The 23,474-nt window shown below is 70.0% G+C and carries 25 protein-coding genes; 10 read left to right on the top strand and 15 right to left on the bottom strand.

The genetic code is table 11. The features are described 5' to 3' along the window. Window positions 1-30: 30 nt before the first annotated feature. From ATM97_RS24070 to ATM97_RS24055, 4 genes are all read right to left on the bottom strand, one after another. Window positions 31-828 carry an SAM-dependent methyltransferase gene (locus tag ATM97_RS24070; RefSeq protein ID WP_218720382.1) on the bottom strand — a complete coding sequence of 266 codons (798 nt, stop codon included), beginning with the start codon at window positions 826-828 and terminating at the stop codon, window positions 31-33. Between the two features lie 128 nt (window positions 829-956). After that, on the bottom strand, window positions 957-1,598 hold the full coding sequence (locus ATM97_RS24065; RefSeq protein WP_218720381.1) for a flavin reductase family protein: 642 nt from the start codon (window positions 1,596-1,598) through the stop codon (window positions 957-959). Then, entirely contained in the window at window positions 1,595-2,017 is a 423-nt protein-coding gene (locus ATM97_RS24060; RefSeq protein WP_218720380.1) for a hypothetical protein, read from the bottom strand. Before ATM97_RS24060 ends, ATM97_RS24065 begins: the two co-directional genes overlap by 4 nt. Window positions 2,018-2,039: 22 nt before the next feature. Next, window positions 2,040-3,206, bottom strand: coding sequence for an AI-2E family transporter (locus ATM97_RS24055; RefSeq protein WP_308248599.1), 1,167 nt, complete (start codon window positions 3,204-3,206; stop codon window positions 2,040-2,042). A gap of 144 nt (window positions 3,207-3,350) precedes the next feature. On the opposite strand from ATM97_RS24055, the gene ATM97_RS24050 reads away from it, so the two are divergent. Then, window positions 3,351-3,995 (top strand): hypothetical protein, encoded by a 645-nt coding sequence (locus ATM97_RS24050; protein WP_218720378.1) that lies wholly within the window; start codon window positions 3,351-3,353, stop codon window positions 3,993-3,995. Between the two features lie 104 nt (window positions 3,996-4,099). Here the strand turns inward: ATM97_RS24050 and ATM97_RS24045 are convergent, their stop codons facing one another. Continuing rightward, window positions 4,100-4,426, bottom strand: coding sequence for a hypothetical protein (locus ATM97_RS24045; RefSeq protein WP_218720377.1), 327 nt, complete (start codon window positions 4,424-4,426; stop codon window positions 4,100-4,102). A gap of 250 nt (window positions 4,427-4,676) precedes the next feature. Here ATM97_RS24045 and ATM97_RS24040 point away from each other — a divergent pair, with 250 nt between their 5' ends. After that, window positions 4,677-6,305, top strand: coding sequence for an alpha/beta-hydrolase family protein (locus ATM97_RS24040; protein WP_218720375.1), 1,629 nt, complete (start codon window positions 4,677-4,679; stop codon window positions 6,303-6,305). A gap of 29 nt (window positions 6,306-6,334) precedes the next feature. Here ATM97_RS24040 and ATM97_RS24035 read toward each other — a convergent pair whose 3' ends face one another. Beyond that, window positions 6,335-7,879 carry an acyl-CoA carboxylase subunit beta gene (locus tag ATM97_RS24035; RefSeq protein WP_218720374.1) on the bottom strand — a complete coding sequence of 515 codons (1,545 nt, stop codon included), beginning with the start codon at window positions 7,877-7,879 and terminating at the stop codon, window positions 6,335-6,337. Between the two features lie 224 nt (window positions 7,880-8,103). Here ATM97_RS24035 and ATM97_RS24030 point away from each other — a divergent pair, with 224 nt between their 5' ends. Both ATM97_RS24030 and ATM97_RS24025 read left to right on the top strand, forming a co-directional pair. Next, window positions 8,104-8,706: a hypothetical protein gene (locus ATM97_RS24030; protein ID WP_218720372.1), complete on the top strand. Its 603-nt coding sequence runs from the start codon at window positions 8,104-8,106 to the stop codon at window positions 8,704-8,706. A 93-nt stretch (window positions 8,707-8,799) separates the two neighbouring features. Then, window positions 8,800-10,401, top strand: a complete 1,602-nt coding sequence (locus ATM97_RS24025) for an FAD-binding protein (RefSeq protein ID WP_308248598.1) — start codon at window positions 8,800-8,802, stop codon at window positions 10,399-10,401. Between the two features lie 9 nt (window positions 10,402-10,410). Here the strand turns inward: ATM97_RS24025 and ATM97_RS24020 are convergent, their stop codons facing one another. Further along, complete coding sequence (locus ATM97_RS24020; RefSeq protein ID WP_218720370.1) at window positions 10,411-10,743, bottom strand: plasmid stabilization protein; 333 nt, start codon at window positions 10,741-10,743, stop codon at window positions 10,411-10,413. Window positions 10,744-11,139: 396 nt separating this feature from the next. On the opposite strand from ATM97_RS24020, the gene ATM97_RS24015 reads away from it, so the two are divergent. The 3 genes from ATM97_RS24015 to ATM97_RS24005 all read left to right on the top strand — a co-directional run bounded on the left by ATM97_RS24015 (window position 11,140) and on the right by ATM97_RS24005 (window position 13,013). Further along, window positions 11,140-11,577 carry an anti-sigma factor gene (locus tag ATM97_RS24015; protein ID WP_218720369.1) on the top strand — a complete coding sequence of 146 codons (438 nt, stop codon included), beginning with the start codon at window positions 11,140-11,142 and terminating at the stop codon, window positions 11,575-11,577. A gap of 76 nt (window positions 11,578-11,653) precedes the next feature. Then, a complete protein-coding gene (locus ATM97_RS24010) occupies window positions 11,654-12,490 on the top strand; it encodes an RNA polymerase sigma factor SigF (protein ID WP_255588271.1) in 837 nt (278 codons plus the stop codon). Window positions 12,491-12,599: 109 nt separating this feature from the next. Beyond that, complete coding sequence (locus ATM97_RS24005) at window positions 12,600-13,013, top strand: STAS domain-containing protein (RefSeq protein ID WP_218720367.1); 414 nt, start codon at window positions 12,600-12,602, stop codon at window positions 13,011-13,013. Here ATM97_RS24005 and ATM97_RS24000 read toward each other — a convergent pair. The 3 genes from ATM97_RS24000 to ATM97_RS23990 are packed head-to-tail and all read right to left on the bottom strand — an operon-like array spanning window position 12,971 to window position 14,872. After that, window positions 12,971-14,005: an iron-containing redox enzyme family protein gene (locus ATM97_RS24000; protein ID WP_218720366.1), complete on the bottom strand. Its 1,035-nt coding sequence runs from the start codon at window positions 14,003-14,005 to the stop codon at window positions 12,971-12,973. The two genes, ATM97_RS24005 and ATM97_RS24000, sit on opposite strands and share 43 nt — an antisense overlap. After that, entirely contained in the window at window positions 14,002-14,214 is a 213-nt protein-coding gene (locus ATM97_RS23995; protein WP_218720364.1) for a CDGSH iron-sulfur domain-containing protein, read from the bottom strand. The genes ATM97_RS24000 and ATM97_RS23995 overlap by 4 nt, the downstream gene beginning before the upstream one ends. After that, window positions 14,201-14,872 carry a HemK2/MTQ2 family protein methyltransferase gene (locus tag ATM97_RS23990; RefSeq protein ID WP_218720362.1) on the bottom strand — a complete coding sequence of 224 codons (672 nt, stop codon included), beginning with the start codon at window positions 14,870-14,872 and terminating at the stop codon, window positions 14,201-14,203. The genes ATM97_RS23995 and ATM97_RS23990 overlap by 14 nt, the downstream gene beginning before the upstream one ends. Before the next feature lie 155 nt (window positions 14,873-15,027). On the opposite strand from ATM97_RS23990, the gene ATM97_RS23985 reads away from it, so the two are divergent. Then, window positions 15,028-15,654 carry a TetR/AcrR family transcriptional regulator gene (locus ATM97_RS23985; RefSeq protein ID WP_218720361.1) on the top strand — a complete coding sequence of 209 codons (627 nt, stop codon included), beginning with the start codon at window positions 15,028-15,030 and terminating at the stop codon, window positions 15,652-15,654. Window positions 15,655-15,841: 187 nt separating this feature from the next. Then, window positions 15,842-16,288, top strand: coding sequence for a hypothetical protein (locus ATM97_RS23980; protein WP_218720359.1), 447 nt, complete (start codon window positions 15,842-15,844; stop codon window positions 16,286-16,288). A gap of 62 nt (window positions 16,289-16,350) precedes the next feature. Here ATM97_RS23980 and ATM97_RS23975 read toward each other — a convergent pair whose 3' ends face one another. Further along, window positions 16,351-18,018, bottom strand: coding sequence for an FAD-binding dehydrogenase (locus tag ATM97_RS23975; RefSeq protein WP_218720358.1), 1,668 nt, complete (start codon window positions 18,016-18,018; stop codon window positions 16,351-16,353). Between the two features lie 84 nt (window positions 18,019-18,102). Here ATM97_RS23975 and ATM97_RS23970 point away from each other — a divergent pair, with 84 nt between their 5' ends. Further along, on the top strand, window positions 18,103-18,729 hold the full coding sequence (locus ATM97_RS23970; protein WP_218720356.1) for a TetR/AcrR family transcriptional regulator: 627 nt from the start codon (window positions 18,103-18,105) through the stop codon (window positions 18,727-18,729). Between the two features lie 22 nt (window positions 18,730-18,751). On the opposite strand, the gene ATM97_RS23965 is transcribed toward ATM97_RS23970, so the two are convergent. The 4 genes from ATM97_RS23965 to ATM97_RS23950 all read right to left on the bottom strand — a co-directional run bounded on the left by ATM97_RS23965 (window position 18,752) and on the right by ATM97_RS23950 (window position 23,466). Continuing rightward, complete coding sequence (locus ATM97_RS23965) at window positions 18,752-18,931, bottom strand: hypothetical protein (RefSeq protein WP_218720355.1); 180 nt, start codon at window positions 18,929-18,931, stop codon at window positions 18,752-18,754. Window positions 18,932-18,980: 49 nt separating this feature from the next. Next, window positions 18,981-19,667, bottom strand: coding sequence for a DNA alkylation repair protein (locus ATM97_RS23960; protein ID WP_218720354.1), 687 nt, complete (start codon window positions 19,665-19,667; stop codon window positions 18,981-18,983). Between the two features lie 93 nt (window positions 19,668-19,760). Beyond that, window positions 19,761-22,238 (bottom strand): aminopeptidase N, encoded by a 2,478-nt coding sequence (pepN, locus tag ATM97_RS23955; RefSeq protein WP_218720352.1) that lies wholly within the window; start codon window positions 22,236-22,238, stop codon window positions 19,761-19,763. Window positions 22,239-22,308: 70 nt separating this feature from the next. Next, window positions 22,309-23,466 carry an acyl-CoA dehydrogenase family protein gene (locus ATM97_RS23950; protein ID WP_218720351.1) on the bottom strand — a complete coding sequence of 386 codons (1,158 nt, stop codon included), beginning with the start codon at window positions 23,464-23,466 and terminating at the stop codon, window positions 22,309-22,311. Window positions 23,467-23,474: the final 8 nt, after the last annotated feature.

Raw genomic sequence — 23,474 nt, 5'->3', positions numbered from 1 at the left:
TGTCGCTCTGCCGGTGCGGCGGGGGAGTGATCAGGGTTTGCGCGCTACGGCGCCGTAGGCCGAGATCGGCAGCACCTCGCCCACCTCGACGGTGTCGGGGCGCCACTGGGTGATCGACACGAAGCCGGGGTCGACCAGTTCCAGGCCGTCGAACACGGCGCGGATCTGCGCCTGCGGGCGCGGGATGTACGGGGTGCCGCCGGTACCGGTGTAGTTCTCGCACAGCGTGACGTAGGCCTGGCTGTCGTCGGTGCCGTCCCACATGATCAGGTAGCTGCCCGAGGGCACCTCGCCGACCACGGTGCGCACGATCCGGAGCAGGTCCTCGTAGGTACGGGCATGGCCGAGCACGCCCATGAACATCACCGCGATCGGCTCGTTGAAGTTGAGGACATTGCGCGCGTCGGCGACGATCTGCTCGGGGTTGTGGAAGTCGGCGTCGATGTAGGTGGTGACGCCTTCCGGGGTGGTGCTGCGCAGCAGGGCGCGAGCGTGGGTGAGCACCAGCGGGTCGTTGTCGACGTAGACGATGCGCGCGTCGGCGGTGATGCTCTGGGCGACCTCGTGGGTGTTCTGCATGGTCGGCAGGCCGGTGCCGATGTCGAGGAACTGCCGGATGCCGCGTTCGCGGGCGAGGAAGCCCACGGCGCGGATCAGGAACTGGCGCGATTGCACGGCCATCGTGGAGATGTCGGGGTCGACGGCCAGCCCGGCGTCACCGGCGATCTGGTCGATTTCGTAGTTGTCCTGGCCACCCATCCAGTAGTTCCAGATCCGGGCCGAGTGGGGGATATCGGTCCGGATCACCGGGGTGTCGGTTTCGGTCATGAACCTGGCTCCTCAGCAGAGTTCTACGGCGTCAGCTACCCGGGGCGAGCGGTGCTGGCAGTGGGCAGCTGCTGATCTGTTGTGACAGTACAAGATTCACTCCGGTCGGTGGCCTCCTACGGCCGAGATCAGGCATCGACCACCAGGAGTGGGTCGCGGGAACGCGACACGCACGGGTGGAAGATCCCCGCGACGTTCGCCGGGACGTCGGTGCGGTGGTCGGGGCACCCGGCCTCGACGCGGAGAACACAGCTGCCACACAGCCCGTTCTCGAACGATCCGGGGGCCGAGGGAACTGCCGTGCGCGGGGCGTCGAGGGCGCTCGTCGTGGCGGGGACGTGGACCAGGCGACGGGTGCGCGTCAGGTACAGGTCGAACTCGGTGGCGGGTGTGTCGTGACGTTTGGGCGGGGTGAAACGTTCGAGATGCAGTGCGGGTCCGGCCTGTTCGGCCATGGCCTCGGCCAGGCTCGCCGGACCGCAGCAGTAGACGGCGGTGCCGTCGGGTTGATCGGCGACGAGCCGGGCGAGGCCGGGACGCGGGGTCGTGTCCGCGGGCAGCACGCTCACGCGGGCGCCGTAGCGGTGGAGCAACTCCTCGGCGAAGGGCATGGTGGCGCGGGAGCGGCCGCGGTAGATCAACTGCCAGGGCAGGCCGAGCTCGTCGAGGTGGGCGATCATGGGCAGGAACGGGGTGATCCCGATGCCGCCCGCGACGAACAGATACGCGGGCGCGTCGACGAGGGGGAAGTTGTCGCGTGGGGCGCTCACGCGCACCGGGTCGCCCGCCACGAGCGCGCGTGGATCTCCCGGGAGGCGCCGCGTCCGTCGTCGTCGCGCAGAACCGCGATCTCGTACCCGGTCCGGTCGGTGGGGTCGCCGCACAGGGAGTACTGCCGGGTCTTGCCGGAGGGCAGTACCAGATCGATGTGGGCGCCCGGTGCCCACGGCTCGGCCGCGCAGGCGATGCGCACCCGGACGACCGCCGGCGTGAGTGTGGTGACCCGCTCGATGGTGCAGGCGCGCGTGTGCTGCCGCGCAGCCGCGGGCCGACCTGTCCGCCGGGAGCGGACGCTCCGGGTGATCAGGGCGATCACCAGGACCGACAGCGACACGATCGGCGTGGGACGACCCAGTGCGACACCGGTTCCCACGTCGGCGAGCGGCGCGAGGACTCCGAGTGCGTACATCGGGATGTCCCTGAGAACGGCCCTACTCGGTGTCCTCGTCGGCGGTCGGCGCCGGCGCCTTCGGCGCCCGTTTCCGGCGCGAGGCCGTCTGCTCGATGCGCGGATCCTCGGTCACCGCATAGTGTTTGACGTATTCGGACAGGAAAGCCTGTACCGTCGCGGTGGCCGGGATCGCCAGCAGCGCCCCCACCGCGCCGAGCAGCGCACCACCGGCCAGGACCGCCAGCAGCGCGATCGCGGCGTTCACATCGACGGTGCGCGCGGTGATCCGGGGCTGGAGCAGATAGTCCTGGAACCACTGGTACAGCACCGCGAACACGATGATCCAGACCGCGTCGAGCGGGTCCACCGTCAGGGCGACGAGCACCGGGAGGATCGCGGCGATGTAGGTGCCGATGGTCGGGATGAACGCGGAGATCACGCCGAACCACACGCCGAGGGCGATCGGATTCGGGATACCGAGGACGGCCAGGAAGACCCCGTGCGCGATCGCCGAGACGATGGCCAGCAGCACCCGCGAATACAGGTAGCCGCCGGTCTTGTCGATGGCGAGATCCCAGGCGTGCAGGAAGGTCTGCTGGCGCGACGGTGGCAGCAGCGAGCACACGGTCCGCCGGACCCGCGGTCCGCCCGCGGTGAGGTAGATGCTGAACAGCGCGATGGTGAGGAGCTGGACGAGCCCGCCCAGCACGGTGGTCGACACGCCCCAGACATTGTCGGCGGCGGTGCGGGCGTAGCCCTCGATCAGGTCGGACTCGCGCAGGAGCCGCTGGCTCAGATCGTGCATCGTGAAGTGCTGGCCGAAGGCCCGGTTGACCCGATCGATGCCCTCGTCGAGCAGCCGGGGGGTTTCGTGGGCCAGGTTGGTCGTGGTTTCCACGAGCAGGGTCACCAGCGCCGCGAGGAAGGCCAGCACGCACGCGAAGGTGCCGAGGAAGACCAGCGCGGTGGCCAGGCCTCGTGGCACACCCCGCCGGGCCAGCGCGCCGACGGCCGGTTCCATCGCCAGCGAGACGAAGAACGCGACCAGCAGGACGATCAGCAGTCCGAGCAGCCGGCGAAACGCCCAGTCGGCGAGCAGGAACAACCCGAACAGGACGAAGGCCAGCACCATCGCCCGCGGTAGCCACTCGGGCATTCTGGCCCGTGCGGTCGACGGCGCGGCAGTTCCCGGGGAGTCGGTGTCCACGGATCCCAGTGTCGCCCCGCGGGTGCCCACAGTTCGGCACCGACGCGGCCCGACTCGTGTCCGGCTCCGGCCGCCCACTGCACCGGGGTGATACCGGCATCGGCGTTCTAGCGGCTGTCGGGGTGGCCTGTTACGTTGCGCGCCATGAGAGTAGAGGTCGAACACGGTGTCGGTCTGACGCGACGGGTCCTCGACGTGGTGCGGTCGGATCCGGGCCGGTCGATGTTCGAGCCGGTCGCGTGGGTCGGTCACACGCCGTGGGTCGACGGTGCGCCTCGACCGATGTCGGCGGACGCGGTGGCGGCCACGGTGTTCCCGTCGGGACGTCCGCTGTCACCGAGCCTGCGGGCCTGGCTGGCCTTCGACCGCGGCCTGTTCGAGCGGCACGGGTGGTTCGCGGCCGACGGCGGCTTCGCCCCGCGCGGTCTGGACCAGCTGGTCGACGACGAACTGGGACCACCGTGGGGAGAGCTCTACGAGCCGCTGGCCGGGCAGTTCCCGGAGTGTTTCCTGCTGCCCGGCGGCTCGGATTCCCGGCGCGTGCTGGCGGTGGGTGAGCCGGATTCGGTGGGCGAATACCCGGTGCTGGCCCTTGACGTGGACGACATGCCCTACGCCGGGCTGATGTTCCCGGGATTCGACGTCTACGCGGCCGAGGCGGCGGGCCTGGTGCGATGTGCGTTCGAGACCTACACCGACCTGGCCGCCGACCCGGTCTACGGGCGGCGCATGCGCGAGCACGCCACGCGCAGGTTCGCGGGCGAACTGTGCGTGGAGTATCCCTTCTGATCGACCTCGGTTATCCGTGTGGCGCGGCGGCGGAGGCGGAGGACAGTGCGCCGCGAGGCTAGGTAGTGCTGCGCGAAGCGAGCGGCGCGGCGTCGGGCGGGCGGTCACGATGTTCCGGCGGACGGACCCGCGAATTCGACCGTGCCCGAGGCGCCGACGGTCAGGGTGCCCGCGGTGTCGGCCCTGGCGATCAACTGGTCGAGCAGGGCGCGGGCGACCGTGTCGGCCCGGGACTCCTGCGCGGTGCTCCAGACGGTGCGCGACAGCGCGCGCCCGGCGGTCGGGGAGCCGCGGAACGAGCGCACGACGACCGCGTACTGTTCCCGGCCGACCCGGCCACCCACCACGCGGCCGGTCTTCACGACCGCGATCTCGGACACCTCGTCGGCGCGAATCGCACCCGATCCGAGCAGAATCCACAACGATCCCATGACCTCCAGTGTGCGCGCCGGACAGCGAACTCCCGGCTACGACGCGCCACACCCGGCTCTCCGCGCCGTCGGCGACCCGGATCGGGACCGGATCACGATTCGGAGCAGCGTCGCAGCGGATCCGGCGGCGGCATCGTCGCCGGTCGTACAGTTTCAGGTGTCCGTGCGGGGACCTGCTGGTCCTGCGTTCCGGTGAACGTGTAGCACCTGCGCTAGCCGGTGGTCGCTGATCGAACCGTAGGGGACACAGATGAATTCCACGCCACGAGGACACGGTTTCGGTGGGCTGACCGGTGCGCTGATCCTGGTGTGGCTGTCGTTGACCCCGTCGTTGTTGCCGCGCGGGCCGCTGTTCCAAGGCGTCGTGTCCGGCGCGGCGGCCGCGCTCGGTTACGGGCTCGGCGTCGCGCTCGCCGCGCTGCTGTGGTGGGTGCTCGAACGCGAACCGGCACCGATGCCGGGCCCGCTGCGCTGGGGTCTGGGGATCGTGGCGCTCGCGGGCACCGTGGTGGCACTGATCTGGTACGCGGACTGGCAGCGGGAGCTGCGCGACCTGATGGGTGTGGCGGGGTTGTCGTGGTCGGCCTATCCCATCATGGCGGTGATCGGGGTGCTCGTCTTCGGGGTGCTGCTGGGGGTCGTGCGTGGGGGCCGGGCGCTGGTGGGCTGGGCCGGTGGTCTGCTCGGCCGGGTCCTGCCGGCACGGGTGGCCGCGCTGCTGGGCGGAATCGTCGTCGTGGCGGTGGTGATCGCGCTGCTCAACGGTGTGGTGGCGAGCGCGTCGATGTCGATGCTGAACGCGACGTTCGAGGCGGTCAACGACGAGACGTCCGCGGACACACCCGAGCCCGCGTCGCCGGAGCGGTCCGGCGGACCCGGCTCACTGGTGAGCTGGGATTCGCTCGGCAGGCAGGGCCGGATCTTCGTGTCCAACGGCCCGACCGAGGCCGACCTGACCGCGTTCAACGGCCGGCCCGCGCGGCCACCGATCCGGGTCTACACGGGGCTCGATTCCGCTGAAACCGTCGAGGCCGAAGCCGAACTCGCGGTCGCCGAGCTGCGGCGGGCCGGCGGCTTCGAGCGGGCCGTGCTCGGGGTCGCGACCACGACGGGCACCGGGTGGATCAACGAATCCACCGCCTCGGCCCTGGAGTACCTCGCCAACGGCGACAGCGCGCTGGTCAGCATGCAGTACTCGTTCCTGCCCAGCTGGCTGTCGTTCATCGTCGACCAGGAACGGGCCCGCCATGCCGGACAAGCCCTGTTCGAAGCGGTGCACGCGGTGTGGGACACGCTGCCGCCGCAGCGGCGGCCGAAGCTGGTGGTCTTCGGCGAGAGCCTCGGATCCTTCGGCGGTGAAGCGGCGTTCTCCAGCGTGCAGGACATGGCCGCCCGCACCGACGGCGTGCTGTTCGTCGGACCGACCGCCACCAACCCGGTCTGGCGTGACGCCACGATGCGCCGTGACCCCGGCTCGCCGGAATGGCTGCCGGTCTACCGTGACGGCCACACCGCGCGCTTCGTCGCGAGCGCGCCCGATCTGACCCGCCCCGACGCGCCGTGGCCGTCCGCGCGGGTGGTCTACCTGCAGCACGCCTCCGACCCGATCACCTGGTGGACGCCGACACTGCTGTTCCGGCAACCGGATTGGCTGCGCGAGCCGCGCGGACCCGATGTCCTGCCCAGCACCCGGTGGCTCCCGGTGGTGACATTCCTACAGATCTCGGCCGACATGGCGGTCTCGACCGACGTGCCCGACGGGCACGGGCACACCTTCCAGGCCGACATCGCCAACGCCTGGGCGGCGATCCTCGCACCGCCCGGCTGGACCGCGGCCGACACCGAGCGGCTGCGGTCCGTTCTGCGCGACGGGAAGTGAGGTGCGGGCGGGCAGCCGCCCGCACCGGGTCACAGCGGCAGCAGGTGGTGCTTGCGCGGGTAGCGCACGACCTTCTTGTCCCGCAGCAGGTGCAGGGCGCGACGGATCTCGAGGCGGGTGGTCGACGGCTCGATCACGCGGTCGATGTAGCCACGCTCGGCCGCGATCCACGGCGTCGCGATCGTCGCGTTGTAGAAGTCGATCATCTGCTGACGGATCGCGCCGCGCTGCTCCTCGGGCGTCGCCTCGAGCACCTTGCGCTGGGTCAGGCCGACAGCGCTCTCCGCGCCCATCACCGCGATCCGCGCGGTCGGCCACGCCAGGTAGGCGTCACAGCCCAGGGCCTTGGCGCCCATCACGGCCCAGCCGCCGCCGTAGGCCTTGCGGATCACCACGGTCACCTTGGGCACGGTGGCCTCGACGTAGGCGAACAGGAACCGGCCACCGCGCTTGATCACGCCCGCCTTCTCCTGCTCCACGCCGGGCAGGAAGCCGGGGGTGTCGACGACGAGCACCAGCGGGATCTCGAAGGCGTTGCAGATGTGGATGAAGTGCGAGGCCTTGTCACTGGCCTTGGCGTCGAGCGCGCCGGCCAGCACGGTCGGCTGGTTGGCGACCACACCGACGGGCCTGCCGTCGACGCGGGCGAAGCCGGTGATGATGTTCTCGGTGGCGGCCGCGCCGATCTCGTGGAACTCGCCGTCGTCGAAGATCCGCAGCAGCACATCGTGCATGTCGTAGACCATGTTGTCGGAGTCGGGGACCAGCTTGTCCAGCATGAGGTCGGACTCGGTGATGTCCGGCTCGAGGCCGGGATTGACGATCGGCGGGAGCTCGGTGGAGCTCGACGGCAGGTAGCTCAGGTAGTTGCGCACCCACTCGAACGCGGCGGGTTCGTCCTTGGCGATGTGGTGGATATTGCCGTAGGCGGCCTGGTTGTAGACACCGCCCAGCTCCTCCATGTCGACCTTCTCGCCGATGGCGTCCTCGATGATCTTGGGACCGGTGACGAACATGTGCGCGCTCTCGGTCGCGACCACGACATCGGTGCAGATCGGCTGATACACCGCGCCCGCGGCACAGTTGCCCAGGATGAGCGAGACCATCGGCACCGCGCCCGACAGCGGTTCCATCATGGTCGCCAGCTCGCCGTACCAGCGCAGCGAGGACACCGCCTCCTGCACGCGCGCGCCGCCGGAGTCGTTGATGCCGACGAGGGGACAGCCCATCTTGCCCGCGAGGCCCATGATGGCGGCGACCTTGCGGCCGAACATCTCGCCGATGGTGCCGCCGTAGACGGTCTGGTCGTGCGAGAACACCGCCACCGGCCTGCCGTCGACCAGACCGTGTCCGGTCACCACGCCATCACCGTAGAGAGCGTTCTTGTCGGTAGGGTTGCGCACGAGGGCGCCGATCTCGACGAAGGTGCCCGGGTCCATGAGCATGTTGATGCGGTCGCGGGCCGAAGGTATGCCCTTGCGCGCTCTCTTGGCGGCTCCCGCCTCTCCGGCCGGTTCCTGCGCGAGCTCCAGCTTCTCTCGCAGGTCGGCAAGCTTTTCGGCAGTAGCACTCATCGATTACATCCAGGTTGTCGCAGTGGAACGCCGGCACCGCGTCCGGTGGGCGCTAGTCACAGTACCGGTGCCCACCACGCACCGGTGGTGTCCGGGTTTGTGATCGACCACGAAATGCCCTCCGACCGTTGGGTACGCGAGCCGCCGAGACCTTCGTGGCAGTGTCTGCACTCATGCACTCCGTGCAAGGACATTGCGCCGTCGAGACGGGTAGCGTGCCGGAGATGGAAACGGTGGGGGAGTTCGTCGTCGGGGTGGATGTCGCCGCTGTCCAGCGGTCGCGCGCATCGATGCTGACGCTGTCCGCGGTGTCGGCCTGGGTGGAGGTGGCGGTCGCGGTGTTCGTCGCGGGCATGACCGCACTGCTGGTTTGGCTGGCGGGGCCGATCGGTCTGATGGAGTTGCCCGTCGTGCTGATCTTCGGTGTCGACGGGGTGCGCAGACTGCGTCGCCTGCGCGAGATGCGGACGACTTGGCAGGCCCAGGGGGTGCCATCGACATCGATGCGGCTCTCACCCGCCGGACTGCGATTGAGCATCGACGCCGCGGCGGATTCGGTCTTCTTGCCGTGGGACACCGTCCAGGGATTGCGCCTGCACCGTCGGATGGGTCACGACCTGCTCGTGGTCGATCTGTTCCCGGGAGTGGGGCCGCAGACCGTGGGAGTGCGCGGGCTCGACCACCCCGATGTGCAGCGCATGCTGCGCAAGAAGGTCGCCGGCACGCGGGGATTGCGGACCGCCGTGCGCATTCTCGATCAGCCGGTGGCGGCGATCGACCATGTCGCCGCGCGACTGACCGGCGGGCGGGTGCGCGTCCACGGATAGGTGCGGGGAACCCACCCGGCCAGATTTCTAGAACACGTTATAGTTGGGTCGGACGGTGACGACGGGGTCGGCGTCGGCTCGGAAGGTGGACTGGTGCGGGCTTGGGACTGTGCGGCCGATGTCGTGGTCGTCGGGTACGGCGGGGCGGGGGTGGCCGCGGCGCTGACCGCGCGGGAAGCGGGCGCCGACGTACTGGCGATCGACCGGTATCTCGGCGGTGGGGCGACGGCGCTGTCCGGCGGCATCGTCTACGCCGGTGGCGGGACCTGGGTGCAACGCGACGCCGGCATCGATGACGACGTCGACACCATGCTCGCCTACCTGGAAGCCGAGGTCGGGGACGCGGTGAGCGCCGCGACCCTGCGCCGCTTCTGCGAGCAATCGCCGGCGATGATCGACTGGCTGACCGGGCACGGCGTGCCCTTCCAGGCGTCGCTGTGTCCCTTCAAGACCTCCTACCCGTCCGACGACTACTACCTGTACTACTCCGGCAGCGAGAACTCCGGCGGATACCGGGATCTCGCGAAACCACGTCAGCGTGGTCACCGCGCTCACGGTCCCGGTGTGTCGGGCAAGGCGTTGTTCGGGCCGCTGGCCGCCTCGGCGGCCAGGCACGGTGTGCGCGTCCGGACCGGAACCCGGGCGACCCGGCTCGTCGTCGAGGACGGCCAGGTGACCGGCATCGAGGCGGTCACCCTCGACGGTGCGCCCGCGGCCGTGCGCCGCCGCTTCGCCGCCCTGGCCCGGATCTCGGCGAAACCCGGCGTGTACCACCCGGGTCTGCGCAACGCGATGGAAGCGCTGCTGGCCCGGATCGAACGCAAACACGGCACGCCGGTGCGGATCCAGGCGAAGTCCGGCGTCGTGCTCACCACGGGCGGATTCATCGCCAACGGCGCGATGGTCGCCCAGCACGCCCCCGACTACCCGTGGTCGCAGGGCCTGCCGCTGGGCACCGCGGGCGACGACGGCAGCGGCATCACCATGGCCCAGGCGATCGGCGCCGCCAGCGGCAAGATGGACGCGCTGTCGACCTGGCGCTTCATCGCCCCACCCAGCGCCCTGTTCGGCGCGATCGCCGTGAATGCGCTGGGTCAGCGCATGATCGACGAATCCCGCTACGGCGCCGCGCTCGGCGCGGCCGTGGCCACGAGTCCCGGCCACCGGGCATGGCTGCTGGTCGACGCGGAACTCGAAGCCGAGGCGCGCGCCCAGATCGGACCGCAGTCGGTGTGGTTCCAGCGCATGCAGACCGAGCGATTGCTGCGGATGGGGCGCGCCCGCGGCCGGACCGTCGAAGAGGCGGCCACCCGCGCGGGCGTCGACGCGGCCGCGCTGCGCGAGACGGTAGACGCCCACAACCGCGCTATCGACCACGATCTGCCCGATCCCCTCGGGAAGCCCGACGACATCCGCCGCCCGCTCCGCACCGGACCCTTCACCCTGCTCGACATCTCGTTCAGCGCCCGGCTGACCTACCCGATGCCGATGCTCACCCTCGGCGGCCTGCTGGTCGACGAGGACACCGGCGCGGTCCGGGCCGAGGCGGGCGGAATCGTGCCGGGTCTGTTCGCGGCGGGACGCGCCGCGGTCGGCATCTGTTCGAACTCCTATGTCAGCGGACTGTCGCTGGCCGACTGCGTCTTCTCCGGTCGCCGCGCGGGCGTGCACAGCGTGGCCCTGCGGGGGAGCTGACGCGAGGGGTCAGTCCCGGCCCAGCGCGTGGGCCAGCTGCTTCTTGTTCATCTTCGAGCGGCCCTCGATATTGCGGTTCCGGGCTTCCTCGTAGAGCTGATCGCGGGTGAGCCCGCGCGGTCCCTTCCGGTGCGCACGCTGACCACCGCGTCGCCCGGAGGACATATCCGTCCGGGACAGTCTGCTCGACGTCTTCGATTCCCCCGCGCGGGCGCGCTCCTTGTTGACGGTGCGGGCGGCGACCTCCTCTGCCCTGTCCTCGCCGACGCCACGGTCGCGCTGGGATTGCTTGATGTGCTGGTACTGGCGTTCGCGCTTGTCGCTCCACGCCTGCTGCGGCATGACCGCTCCCTCCTGCGGTGAGGTCCGATCTCGTTCATCGTGGCCGTACCCGGCGTCGGGAGGGGGAAACAGCGCGTGGCCACGGATTCCCGCGCGGGACTCCCGTGCTCGGGTCATCGATGCCTTCGTGACCCGGCGAAGTACTTCGCGTGATCCATCGCGATTGAGGTCGGCGGTGGTGGGTACGCGCGCCGTATGGAGGTCCTGCTGATCATTGCGCTCGTTGTCGTCGTCGCGGTAGTTCTGCTGAACCGAAGACGGTCCCCGAAGCGGCCCGACGAACCGGAGTCGACCGGGAACGACCCGAAGTGATGCCCGGATTGTCCTGTGCGAGAAGGGCAGCGGACGCGGGGTAGTCTGCGACCATTCGGTGGAGGTGTGCGAGGGAGGCGGCGCGTGCGAGACGAAGATCGTGAGACGACGCCGCGATCGAGAACGGTCGGATTCCAGGTCCAGGCCGAACTCGATCAATTGACCATGGCGCACGCGCTGGCCGAGACCGTTCTGCTCGTCGAGGGTTTCGCCCTCGACGAGATCACCGATCTGCTGCTGGCGGTGGACGAGGTGGTCACCGCCCTGGTGTTGGTCGCCGCGCCGGCGGCCGTCATCGAATGCACGCTGACCGGCGGCGACGGCGCGCTCGGTGCCCGCATCGCCACCCACGCCCGCACCCCGGTGGCGATCGACGAGAACGCCTTCGGCTGGCACGTCGTCGCCACCCTGACCGACGCGCTGAGCACCCACTACGAAGACTTCGATCCGCGCGGCAACGGCTACCCGACCGCCGTCGAATTCGGCTGGATCCGCCGGGTGCGCGGACCAGCGGCGTCCTGATCCACGCATAGTTTCCCGCCGGAAGGGGTATACCGGAGATATCCGAGAACACCGCCCGGAAGCGAGGCAACTGGCGATGACATTGGAAGCCCCCACAGCCGAACACTCGACCGCCCAGCGATCCCATTCGCGTGGTGACAGCTACGACAACATCGAACCCTGGTTCGAGAAGATGCGAGCACTGCCGCCCGGTGACGAGAACTACGCGGCCGTCCGGGCCGAAGTCATCCGCCTGTGTCTGCCGCTGGCCGATCACATCGCCCGGAAATTCACCGGCCGCGGGGAGCAGTTCGACGATCTGGAGCAGACCGCTCGGGTCGGACTCCTGCTGGCTGTTGACCGGTTCGACGTCACCCGCGGCTATACCTTCCTGTCCTTCGCGATCCCCACGATCATGGGGGAGGTCCGCAGGCATTTCCGGGACCGCACCTGGGCCGTGCACGTCCCGCGCAGGCTCAAGGAGATCCAGCAGCTGATCGGCCCGGCCACCGAGGACCTGTCCCAGCGCCTGGGCCGCGTCCCCAACGCCCAGGAGCTCGCCGCCGAACTCGATGTCGACCTCGTCGAGGTCACCAGGGCGCTCGTCGCGAGCAACGGCTACCAGACCAACTCGATCGACGGGTTCACCCAGGACGATCGCGACAACTCCGCCCAGCCGATCACCGACACCCTCGGTGCCGACGAGCCGTGCTATCAGCTGACCGAGGACGCGATCGCGGTCCGCCCGCTGATCGCCGCGCTGCCGAGCGAGGAGCGCCGCGTGCTGGTGATGCGGTTCTACGAGAATCTGACGCAGAGCGAGATCGCGCGGCGCCTGGGGGTCTCCCAGATGCAGGTCTCGCGAATCCTCGCGCGCACCTTGGGGTCGCTGCGAGAGCAGGCCCTCGGCGAGGAGCCGATGCCCGCGCAGTGACAGCGGTGCACGCGCGTGCCAGAATCAATCCAGGTTGAGACGTCCAGCCACCCCGGTCCGTCGCGGAGCCTCGCGGCGGTCCGTAATGCCCTCTCGAGCGGGAGGCCCCATGGCTGTCGTCGCTGGTCGTCGGCATGCGAGCCGGTTGCGCTGGTACCTCGGATCGTCGCGTGGGTGGGTGGCGCGGCGATTGCGACGTGCCGGTCGGCCCGGCTGCTGGGTCCTGTTCGCCGGTCGTGAGCTCGATGCCGCCCATCGACCCCACCTGCGGGCACTGCTGGATCGCACGCGGAGTTCCGGAACCCGGGTGATGGTCCTCGATCTGCGCGAGACCGAATTCCTGAGCATTCGCGTCGCCGCCTCGCTCGCCGAGATCAAAGCCGACGCCTGGCGGCACGGGATCGAACTGCGCCTGGTCACCGGCGGTGCGGCGGCCGAACGCGCACTGGAACTGGTCGGTGTCCGCCAGCTGTTTCGCTACTACACCTGCGTCGACGACGCGGTCAGGCCGCCGATCGACTGATCCCGCCCCGCGATCAGCGATGTCCGCTCCGCCGCCCAGCAGCTCAGCACGTGGTCGGCGAAGCGGTCCTCGAGCAGCGAGGTCGCCTGGATGCCGAACACGACGACGGCGGCGGCGTCGGGTTCGGCATCGAGCAGCGCGCCGATGACGTCGTGGCGCATCACCTGCTCGTGCACGGCGTCGGCTTCGACATGCTCGGCGTAGAAGTGCGCGCACGCGGGGTCCGGCAGCAGGGTGCGGGCGAGCTCGGCGAAGCGGCGCGAGGCCGGCGACGAGGTGATCTCGGCGGTCGCGAAATGCCCGATCGAGGCGGCCCGCAGGCCACGATGCAGCCCGAACAGCGACATCATGTCGACCAATGCCAGCATCGGCGCGGGCACCACATCCAGGTAGTGCAGATAGCGGGGATCGAGCCCGGCGCCGGCGAGCAGGTCGGCGTAGAGCCGCGCGTGGACGCGCTCGCCTCGGCCGCCGCCGAACTCGTCGAACTCCACCGCGACCAGCGCCGCCTTCGCCGTCCCGCGCAGCCGCGGGATCACCCAGGCGTAGGGGTCGGCTTCGATGTGGTGGTAGATCGAGCGGTGGACGAAGTACTCGCGCAGGTGATCGGCGGTGCCCTGCTCGGCGAGGAATCCGGCGATGCCGACGCCCTCGGGTGACGGTTCCAGGAGGCGGTCGAGTTCGCCGGTGACATCGGCGCCGCCGGGAACATCGGCGCGCAGGGCCGCGAGCAGGTCCGCCTCCAGGGTCGCGCGCAAGCGCAGCAGGCCCGGATCCCACTCCCAGTCGTCGTCGACACCGGCGAAGCCGTGATAGTGCAGTTCGTAGCAGGTGTGCAGGGCCAGCAGCAGATCGTCGCCGTAGGGGTCGTGCCCGGCGCCGGTCGGCGCGGTGGAACCCGGTGGGAGTGTCAGCAATTCGACGACCCCGGCGGAAAGGTCACCGCGCGGTGCGGGCAACTGGCGGTGGGGCGCGACGTCGACGGTCCTCACGCCGAGTCCGCCTGTTCGCGCCGACGGCGCAGGCGATGGCTGGTGTCGCACAGCGGGTAGATCGAGGAGCGCTTGCACAGGCACAGCGCGACCCGGAACCGATCGCAGTGCAGCACGCTGCCGTCGGGGGTGACCAGATCGACCGGACCGTCGATCAACGCGGGGCCGCTGTCGACGAGGACGACGCGCCTCGGCTCAGGAGTGGTCACCGACGGGACACGATGTTCGGTCGACACGGATCACCACCAATTCCTCGTGACGCTGTCCGGGCGCGAGATGGCCCTGCGCGGCCAGCCAACCGGCGCGCGAGCGCAGGACCGGCCCGAACGGGATGGTGTCGGAGGTGACCACCCTGGCATCGACACCGCGATCGCGCAGCTGCGCCAGACTGCGGTCGGTATCGCTCATCACCGAGTGCACGATCAACCCGACGCCGCGTTCGGTGAGCAGATCGGGCAGCGTCGCGCACAACCGGTCGAGCACATTCCTGCCGTCGGGTCCCGCGTCCCAGGCGAGCGCGGCGCCGCGGGCGGTGTGCGCCGCGGAGGGGACATACGGCGGGTTGGCCAGCACGAGGTCGAATCGCGCCAGCCGCAGTGCGGCGGTGAAATCGCCGTGCAGCAGTTGCACCGTGACGCCACGGAGGCGACAGTTCAGCCAGGTCGACATCAGCGCGGGCCAGGACAGGTCGACCGCTGTGACACTGTGCGCCCCCGCCGCGGCGGCGGCCAGGCTCAGCACGCCGGTGCCGGCGCAGACGTCCAGCACGCGTCCACCGCCCACCGGTGACAGCTCGCGCAGCGCTCGGCACAGCAACCAGGTGTCGGCCTGCGGGCGGTACACGCGCGGAGCGCGCACAACCAGCACGTCAGCGCTCCGCGACGGGTCGGCGAATTCGGGTCATGTGGACCGAATGCCCCGAGAGCGCCGGGGTAATCAGCACAGGACGGCTCGGTCCGCTGCCGCCACAATTTTGCACACCTTTGCGCAGATGTGGGAGGGTGGTGGGTGAAAGGACGTACGTGACTGCGACGACGCACTCGACCACCGCAGGCCTCGGGCCGCGCGCACTGGCCAACCGGCGACGGATCATCGCTGTGGCCGGGGACGAGTTGTTGCGTAATCCGCTGGCGAGCATGGAAGACATCGCCGCCGCCGCGGGCATGGTCCGGCGCACCCTCTACGGTCATTTCCCCACCAGGGAAGCGTTGATCGACGGCATGCTCGACGAAGCCTTCGAGCAGGTCGATCGGGCGCTGGACAGTATCGACACCGCGCAACCGCCCGCCAGGGCGATCGCCGATATGGCGGTCGCGCTGTGGGCCGTCGGTGACGGGTTCCAGCTGCTGCTCCGCCTGGAGGAAGCCGGGTCGCGGGCGCGGATGACCGACCGGCTCGCGCCCGTTCGCGCCCGCCTGGTCACCTTGATAGCCGCTGGTCAAGCCGACGGAACCTTCGCCGACCACCTTCCGCCCGCGGCGGTGTCCAGGGTACTCACGGCGCTGGTGCTCGCCTTGCTGAACGCGCACAGCGACGGTGAGTGGGTCGATGCGGACGCCGCGCGGGACGCGGCCCTGGCGTGCCTGCTCGCGACGGGCGTCGATCGCCGCGCGGCCGCCGAGATCGCGCACATCGCCGCGCGGCACTGACCGCGGTCTCGCGGCAGCGATCGCACCTCGAAACACGCTGTCCGCGAGGAGATCCGGGTGTGCTGTCGGGCACGCAGCCGGGGGTCTGTGAGTCCCCCCACGACCGCTTGCACACGCTTGTGCACCGGGCGTATTTTCACAATAGCGTGCAATTGCACGCAGGTGTGAAAATGTCGAAGGAGCGGATATGACCAGCCAGGTGGCAACCGTGCGCATGGCGTACGCGACCCAGACCTCCACCACCGGGGGAGCCCCCGTCGATGTGCCCTCGTGGACGCTGCGCGGAGTGGGCGCGATTCGCGTCCTGTACGGCATCGTCCTCTTCGCCGCGCTGATCCTGGGAGCCGACGTCGGCACCGGAATGGCCGTTCCGGTCTTCGTCGCGGCCGGGCTGGTATCGGTCCTGCTGGGCCTGGCCACCGTCGCGCTGACCCCGCGCCTGCTGGACCGCGATGATCTCGTGCTGGCCGCGGTGGTCGTCGACGCGGCCGTGGTGATCCTGGGTGTGGCCGCCCTCATGGTGGGCTGGGCGCAGTTCGCGATCTTCGGCGCGGCGGTCGTCCTCGCCGGAGTCGTGATCGCCGCGCTGTCCGCGGCGGTGGTCGCGATCGTCACGGCGGTGCGCGACGCCTGATCGGCCGACGCGGTAGCGGCACGGCGCCTCCGGAATTCGGAGGCGCCGTGCCTGTTTCGCTGTCAGGCGTCGGCGGCCGCCCGGCCCGCCGACCGCCCGGAGAAGATGCACCCGCCGAGGAAGGTGCCCTCGAGGGCGTTGTAGCCGTGCACGCCGCCACCGCCGAAGCCCGCGGCCTCACCCGCCGCGAACAGGCCGGGGATCGGGGTGCCGTCGGCGCCGAGTGCCCGCGAGTGGAGGTCGGTCTGGATGCCGCCGAGCGACTTGCGCGTCAGGACATGGAGTTTCACGCCGATCAGCGGCCCGGCCGCCGGATCGAGGATGCGGTGCGGTGCGGTGGTGCGGGTGATCCGGTCGCCGAGGTAGCGGCGCGAGTTGTGGATGCCTTGGATCTGGGCGTCTTTGCTGAAGGCGTTGTCGACCTGCAGATCCCGGGCGACGATCTGCTCCCGGAGTCGGTTCGGGTCGAGCAGGGGCTGCGCGGTGAGCGTGTTCATCTTCGCGACCAGCTCGTCGAGAGTGTCGGCGACCACCCAGTCCGCGCCGTGCTCCTTGAACGCCTCCACCGGCGCGGGCGCACCCTTGCTGAAGACGCGCTCCCGGATCATGCCGACCCGGTTCTTCGCGGTGATGTCGGGATTCTGCTCCGACCCCGACAGCGCGAACTCCTTGGCGACGATCCGCTGCGTGGTGACGAACCAGGAATGGTCGTGCGCGGCCAGGTCGGGGGTGGTGCGCAGGTAGCGCAGCGTGCCCAGGGTGTCGTAGCCGGGCAGGTAGGGAGCGGGCAGGCGCCGGCCCAGCGCGTCGAACCACAACGACGACGGACCGGGCAGGATCCGGATCGCGTGCTCGGGCCAGACCGGGTTCCAGTTGCGGATGCCTTCGGTGTAGTGCCACATGCGATCCCGGTTGACCAGCCGGACACCGGCGTCGGCGGCGATGTCCAGCATGCGCCCGTCGACATAGGCGGGCACGCCCGTGATCATGGTCGCCGGCGGCGCGCCGAGGCGCGTGGGCCAGTGTCGCCGGACGGTCTCGTGGTTGCCGCCGATGCCGCCCGTGGCGAGCACGACCGCGGCGGCGCGGAATTCGAACTCGCCGATCACGTCGCGGTTGGACGGTGCGCCGCGGTCGGCGTCGTCGTCGGCCAGGATCGCCCCGCGCACGCCGGTGACCGCGCCGTCGGTGCACACCAGATCGTCGACGCGGTGCCGATGCCGGAAGGTCACCAGTCCCTGGTCCGCGGCGCGCAGCGCGGACTCGGTGAACGGCCCGACCACGCCGGTACCGGTGCCCCAGGCCACGTGGAAGCGGGGGACCGAGTTGCCGTGGCCGTCGGCGCGCAGATCGCCGCGCTCGGCCCAGCCGACCGACGGCACGAATCCGATACCGAGATCGGTGAGGTACGAACGCTTCTCGCCCGCGGCGAACTCGACGTAGGCGCGGGCCCAGCGGGCGGCCCAGCTGTCCTCGTCGTCGAGCCGGTCGAATCCGGCGCTGCCGGACCAGTCGTTCCAGGCCAGCTCCAGCGAGTCCCGGATGCCCAATCGGCGCTGCTCGGGACTGTCGACCAGGAAGATCCCGCCGAAGGACCAGAATGCCTGCCCGCCGAGGTTGGCCGCGTTCTCCTGGTCGACCACCAGGACGCGCTTGCCCCGGCGCGTCAGCTCGTGGGTCGCGACCAGACCGGCCAGGCCCGCACCGACCACGATGACATCGGCATCCATCCGGACTACCTCCACTCTCCGCAAAAGCTTCACTGCTGTATCCGATACGCTAATGCATCGGATGATGAGAGGTATCGTCAATCCGTGAACACGACCGAGACGGCCAAGCCACCCCGCGTGACCCGGCGCCGGGCCGAGACCAGAGCGCGCCTGCTCGAGGCCGCATTCGCCGTGTTCGCCGAGAAGGGTTTCGGGCTGGTCCGCATCGAGGACGTGTGCGGTGCGGCGGGATACACCCGGGGTGCGTTCTACTCCCAGTTCGACAGCCTCGAGGAGCTGTTCTTCGTCCTCTACGACCAGCGCGCCACCTTGATCACCGAGCAGGTGCGCGCCGCGCTGGCCGCGGTCGACGATCCCGCCGACGTGCGCGGGTTCGTCGACCGCCTCGCGGCCACCCTGCTCCTCGACCGCGACTGGCTCCTGGTGAAGACCGATTTCCTCACGCACGCCGCCCGCCGTCCTGAGATCGCCGCCCGGCTGATCACCCACCGCGCCCAGCTGCGCGCGGCCATCGCCGACAAACTCGCCGCGAGCGGATTCACCGTGCCCCCGGAACTCGGCTCGATCGCCGAACTCGCCCACTCGGTCGTCGCCGCCTACGACGGCGTCACCGTCCAGCTCCTGCTCGACAACGACCAGCCCGCCGCCCGGGACTGGCTGTCCCGCTTGATCATTCGTCTCGGCGTGACAGGCCGGGACTCCGCCGGGTGAGGTGACCGGCGGGTTGCGACGATCAGGGGCAGTTGGCGTAGGGCCAGGTGGGCTTCAGGATCAGGCAGGTGACGGAGTTCAGTAGGTCGCTCGAGCCGGTGGCGCTGCCCGAGGAGGGCGTCTGGGCGGCGGCCGGGGCGCCGAGGGCGGTCACGACGGCGGCGGTGAGGATCAGGGTGGCGCTGAGGTGGCGATGGATCACGCCTTAAGTGAACCAGGGTGATTCCAGTTCTGGTGGGGTTTGCCCGCGACTAGGTCCGGGTACGGCGGCGGACCATTTCGGTGATCCAGATCGGGGCGTAGGGGGAGGTGCAGTGGGGCGGGGTGGGGTAGTCCTCGAGGACGCGGAGGGTTTCGCCGATGGTGATGGCGCGGGGGCGCAGGTCGGGGTGGTGGATGCCGATGGTCGCCAGACATTCGTTCATGGCCCACTGGAGGCGGTCAGGGGCGTCCTTCATCTGCTGCTCGATGAGGTCGAGCAGGTGCGGGAGGTCGAGTCCGTCGGGGGTTTTCGCGACGCGGTCGCTGGTCAGCGCCCAGCCCGCGGCGGCGACGACAGGGTCGGGGTCCGCGAACCAGCGGGTGCGCAGTTCCTCGACGTGAGGATTCTTCTTCACGATGTAGTTGACGAGCCAATCGCGCACCTTCGGGACGCGGGCGTCGCGCAGCATGGCGTCGAGCTCGGCCGCGGTGTAGGCCTTGGGGCGGCTGATCAGGATCGCGACGAGCCGGGCCGCGGTGTCGCCGGTCGCCCAGAGGTCACCGGCTAGCTCGTGCCGGGTTTTGAGCGCCTTCGCCACCGCGCGCAGCTTGGTCAGGTTGACCGCATGATCGTCGCCGTGCCGTTCGTTGACCGCGAGGATCTTCGGGTCGGCCAAGGTGGCCAGCTCGGCCAGCACCTCGTCCACCGTGGTCTGGGGCGCCGAACTCGTCGTCACGCCGGTCTCCTCCGCTGGTCGGTCCGTCCGCGCACCCAGCGTACGTCGGGCGGCGGCGGTCCCGACCTCGGTGTGCGAGGTCGGGGCCGTGAGTTACCGGCCGCCCGCGCGCACTCGCAGATCGCGCGCGAGATGGTCGCGTTGTTCGACCACCAAACGGCGCAACGCACCCGGCGCGTCGGCGTTCGCGGCCAGCCAGGCGTCGACCTGGTCGAGAGAGTCGGTGGCGGGGAACAGGCCGAGGACGATGCGCCGAGCGATCTCGATGCTGCGCTGCTCCCAGACCTCCCGCAGCACCGCGAAGTACTCGGCGTCGTAGCGGGCGATGAGATCACGGCGCTGCCCCGCGCGGAACCCGTCGATGACGGCGTCGAGGTGATCGTTGGTCAGCGTGGTGTCGCCGAGCGCCGCGGCCCAGTCGGCGGCCTTCACCTCCGGTTCCGGGCGGGCGGCCAGGGCCCGGCGGTGCGCGGTCCGGCCCGAGGCGGTGCCGTCGCTCGCGAGTTCGGTGTCCAGGTCGGCCTCGGTGGCGTCGCCCGTGGTGGCGAGTGCGGTCCACAGCAGCCAGCGCAGGTCGGGATCGAGGGCCAGACCGTCCGGTGCGGGCGTCGCCCCGAGGAGGATGCCCCGGATGTCGGCGGCACGGCGCCCGTCGACGGTGGCGGCGGTGGCGGTGGCCCGCGCCCAGGCCAGCTGGTCACCGGAACCCGGTGCCGCCGAATGCAGGGTGGCCCAGCAGGATTCGAGCCAGTCACCGCGCCATCGGTCGCGGTCCGCCGCGGGCAGGTAGTGGCCGATGGCGAAGGACGCGTTCGCCAGCACCGCGGCGAGCAGTGCGGTGTTCGACTCGGCGGGCGCGAAATCGCGGGCCATCCGCAGATACCGCTCGACCTCGAGCTCGCCGTCGCGCGCGGCGTTCCACAGTGCCGACCAGATCAATCCGCGGGCCAGCGGGTCGATGACCCGGTCCAGTGACCGTTCCACGGTGGCCAGCGATTCGGCGTCGAGACGGACCTTGGCGTAGGTGAGATCGCCGTCGTTGAGCAGGCGCAGCGGCGCGGGATCGAGGGTGAGCGGCGTCCGGTCGGCGACGATGTCGAGCTCCACCCGATCGCGGCGCACCAGATCGCCGGCGACGTCGAAGTCGTAGAGTCCGACGGCGAGCCGATGCGGACGCGGGTCGGTCTGCACGATCTCGCCGCCGTCGAGCGTCAGCGTCGACATCCCGGTCGTCTGCAGCCAGGCCCGGGCCCAGCCGGCCAGATCGCGACCCGAATCCGCGGACAGTTCGGTCAGCAGCTCGGCCAACGTCGTATTGCCGAACGCGTGCGTGCGGAAGTACCGGCGCACGCCGGTGAAGAACTCCTCGCGGCCGACATAGGCGACCAGCTGCTTGAGTACGCTGGCGCCCTTGGCGTAGGTGATGCCGTCGAAGTTGAGTTTGGCGGCCTCGAGGTCGCCGATATCGGCGACGATCGGGTGCGTCGTCGGGAGCTGGTCCTGCGAATACGCCCACGCTTTCCGGCGATTGGCGAAGGCCACCCAGGCGTCGGTCCACTCGGTGGCCTCGGCACTGGCGAGCGCGCCCATGTAGTCGGCGAAGGACTCCTTGAGCCACAGGTCGTCCCACCACACCATCGTCACGAGATCGCCGAACCACATGTGCGCCATCTCATGCAGGATCGTGTTGGCCCGGCCCTCGTACTGGGCGGCGGTGGCCGCGCCGCGGAAGACGTAGGCCTCGGTGAAGGTGACCAGGCCGGGGTTCTCCATGGCGCCGAGGTTGTATTCGGGCACGAAGATCTGGTCGTACTTGCCCCAGGGGTACGGGTAGCCGAAGTGTTCGGCGAAGAAGTCCAAGCCCTGCTCGGTCACCTCGAGGATCGTGTCGGCGTCGAGGTGGCCTGCCAGGGAGGCGCGGCAGAGGACGCCGAGCGGGATCGTGAGTTCGTTTCGCGTCCACGAGGATTCGACGCGGTGATACGGACCGGCCGCGATCGCGGTGATGTAGGTGGAGATCGGCAGGGTGGGGGAGAACTCGACCCATTGCCAGGACTCGCCGTCCTCGGTCGCGGCGATCGGCCGGTTCGACACCACTTCCCAGCCGGCGGGCGCTGTCACCACGAAGGTGAAGGGCGCCTTCATGTCCGGCTGTTCGAAGCACGCGAACACGCGACGCGCGTCGGCGGGCTCGTACTGGGTGTAGAGGTAGGTCGCGCCGTCGGCCGGGTCCAGGAATCGGTGCAGGCCCTCTCCGGAGCGGCTGTACCGGCCCGTGGCGCGCACGACGACCGTATTCGTCTCGGCGAGATGGCCGATCACGAGCCGGGCCCCGTCGTAGTCGACGGCTGCGTCCTGCCCGTTCACCGTCACCGATTCGACCGAGGCGCCGAGGAAGTCGAGCCAGGTTGCGTCCACGGTCGCGTCGAACTCGACGGTGGTCGTGGTGGCGAAGGTGTCCCCGGCGTGGTCGGTGGCGCCGGACAGGTCGAGGTCGACGCGGTAGTCGCGGACGGTGACCGCGGCCGATCGCGCGGCGGTCTCGGAACGGGTCAGGTTCGCGGTAGTCACGCGTCGATCCTGCCAGCCCGAGGCCCGTGACGCCGCCGGTCGGTGTCACGGGCTCGATCAGCTCCGGGTGTCAGAGGAAGCGGGCGATGAGGTCTTTCATGACCTCGTTGGCGCCGGCGTAGATGCGCGAGATGCGGCCGTCGGCCCACATCCGGGCGATCGGGTACTCCTCCATGTAGCCGTAGCCACCGTGGAGCTGGACGCAACGGTCGATCACCTGGGTTTGCTGATCGGTGGTCCAGTACTTGACCATCGCGGCGGTCTTGACGTCCAGCGCGCCGCGCAAGTGCTTCTCGACCGCGGCGTCGACGAAGGTGCGCACCACCTCGGCGATCGTCGCGCACTCGGCCAGCTCGAAGCGGGTGTTCTGCATGGCGAACAGCGGCTTGCCGAAAGCGTTGCGCTGCTTGACATAGGCCAGCGTCTCGGCGACGGCGGCCTCGATCGCCGCGGCGGCCGCGACGCCGCAGATCAGCCGCTCCTGGGGCAACTGCTGCATGAGCTGGATGAAGCCCTCGCCCTCGGCGCCGAGCAGGTTGGCCTGCGGCACGCGCAGCCCGTCGAAGAACAGCTCGGTGGTGTCCTGGCCCTTCTGGCCGATCTTCTTGAGCAGCCTGCCGCGCTCGAAGCCGGGGGTATCGTCGGCGACCTCGGCGACCACCAGGGACACGCCCTTGGCGCCCTGGGTCGGGTCGGTCTTGACGGCGATGATCAGCAGGTCGCAGTTGCGGCCGTTGGAGATGAACGTCTTGGCGCCGGTGATGACGTAGTCGTCGCCGTCCTTGACCGCCTTGGTGGCGATGTTCTGCAGGTCGGAGCCGGTGCCGGGCTCGGTCATGGCGATGGCGCCGATCCACTCGCCGGAGGCGAGCTTGGGCAGCCAGCGCTTCTTGTTCTCCTCCGAGGCGTAGGCGAGGATGTAGTGCGGCACGATGCCGGTGTGCACGCCGAGCTGCATGGCGGAATCGCCGCCCCTGACCTGCTCGGTGAACAGCACGGCCTCGTGGGCGAAAGTGCCACCGCCGCCGCCGTATTCCTCGGGAATCGACATGCACAGCAGCCCGAGTTCGCCGGCCTGCCGGTAGACCTCCCGGCTCGGGAAGCCCTGCGCGGCGAACTCCTCACGATGCGGCGCGACGGTGTTCGCGAAGAAGGTGCGGGCCAGTTCGGACAGGCCTTGCAGCTCCGACTCGGCGTCGGTGCCGCGGTCGGTTTCGGCGGTGGTCATCGGGTTCC

The sequence above is a fragment of the Nocardia sp. MH4 genome, from assembly GCF_019266065.1.
Taxonomy (GTDB): Bacteria; Actinomycetota; Actinomycetes; order Mycobacteriales; family Mycobacteriaceae; genus Nocardia; species Nocardia canadensis.
Note: the sequence above shows the minus strand (reverse complement) of the source record. Positions and strands in the feature narration are given on the sequence as shown.

Excerpts from the sequence above, each read along its gene's own strand:
- ATM97_RS24070 (WP_218720382.1), bottom strand. The coding sequence starts at position 828 with ATGACCGAAACCGACACCCCGGTGATCCGGACCGATATCCCCCACTCG.
- ATM97_RS24060 (WP_218720380.1), bottom strand. The coding sequence starts at position 2,017 with ATGTACGCACTCGGAGTCCTCGCGCCGCTCGCCGACGTGGGAACCGGT.
- ATM97_RS24050 (WP_218720378.1), top strand. The coding sequence starts at position 3,351 with ATGAGAGTAGAGGTCGAACACGGTGTCGGTCTGACGCGACGGGTCCTC.
- ATM97_RS24045 (WP_218720377.1), bottom strand. The coding sequence starts at position 4,426 with ATGGGATCGTTGTGGATTCTGCTCGGATCGGGTGCGATTCGCGCCGAC.
- ATM97_RS24040 (WP_218720375.1), top strand. The coding sequence starts at position 4,677 with ATGAATTCCACGCCACGAGGACACGGTTTCGGTGGGCTGACCGGTGCG.
- ATM97_RS24035 (WP_218720374.1), bottom strand. The coding sequence starts at position 7,879 with ATGAGTGCTACTGCCGAAAAGCTTGCCGACCTGCGAGAGAAGCTGGAG.
- ATM97_RS24030 (WP_218720372.1), top strand. The coding sequence starts at position 8,104 with ATGGAAACGGTGGGGGAGTTCGTCGTCGGGGTGGATGTCGCCGCTGTC.
- ATM97_RS24020 (WP_218720370.1), bottom strand. The coding sequence starts at position 10,743 with ATGCCGCAGCAGGCGTGGAGCGACAAGCGCGAACGCCAGTACCAGCAC.
- ATM97_RS24010 (WP_255588271.1), top strand. The coding sequence starts at position 11,654 with ATGACATTGGAAGCCCCCACAGCCGAACACTCGACCGCCCAGCGATCC.
- ATM97_RS24005 (WP_218720367.1), top strand. The coding sequence starts at position 12,600 with ATGGCTGTCGTCGCTGGTCGTCGGCATGCGAGCCGGTTGCGCTGGTAC.
- ATM97_RS23980 (WP_218720359.1), top strand. The coding sequence starts at position 15,842 with ATGACCAGCCAGGTGGCAACCGTGCGCATGGCGTACGCGACCCAGACC.
- ATM97_RS23975 (WP_218720358.1), bottom strand. The coding sequence starts at position 18,018 with ATGGATGCCGATGTCATCGTGGTCGGTGCGGGCCTGGCCGGTCTGGTC.
- ATM97_RS23950 (WP_218720351.1), bottom strand. The coding sequence starts at position 23,466 with ATGACCACCGCCGAAACCGACCGCGGCACCGACGCCGAGTCGGAGCTG.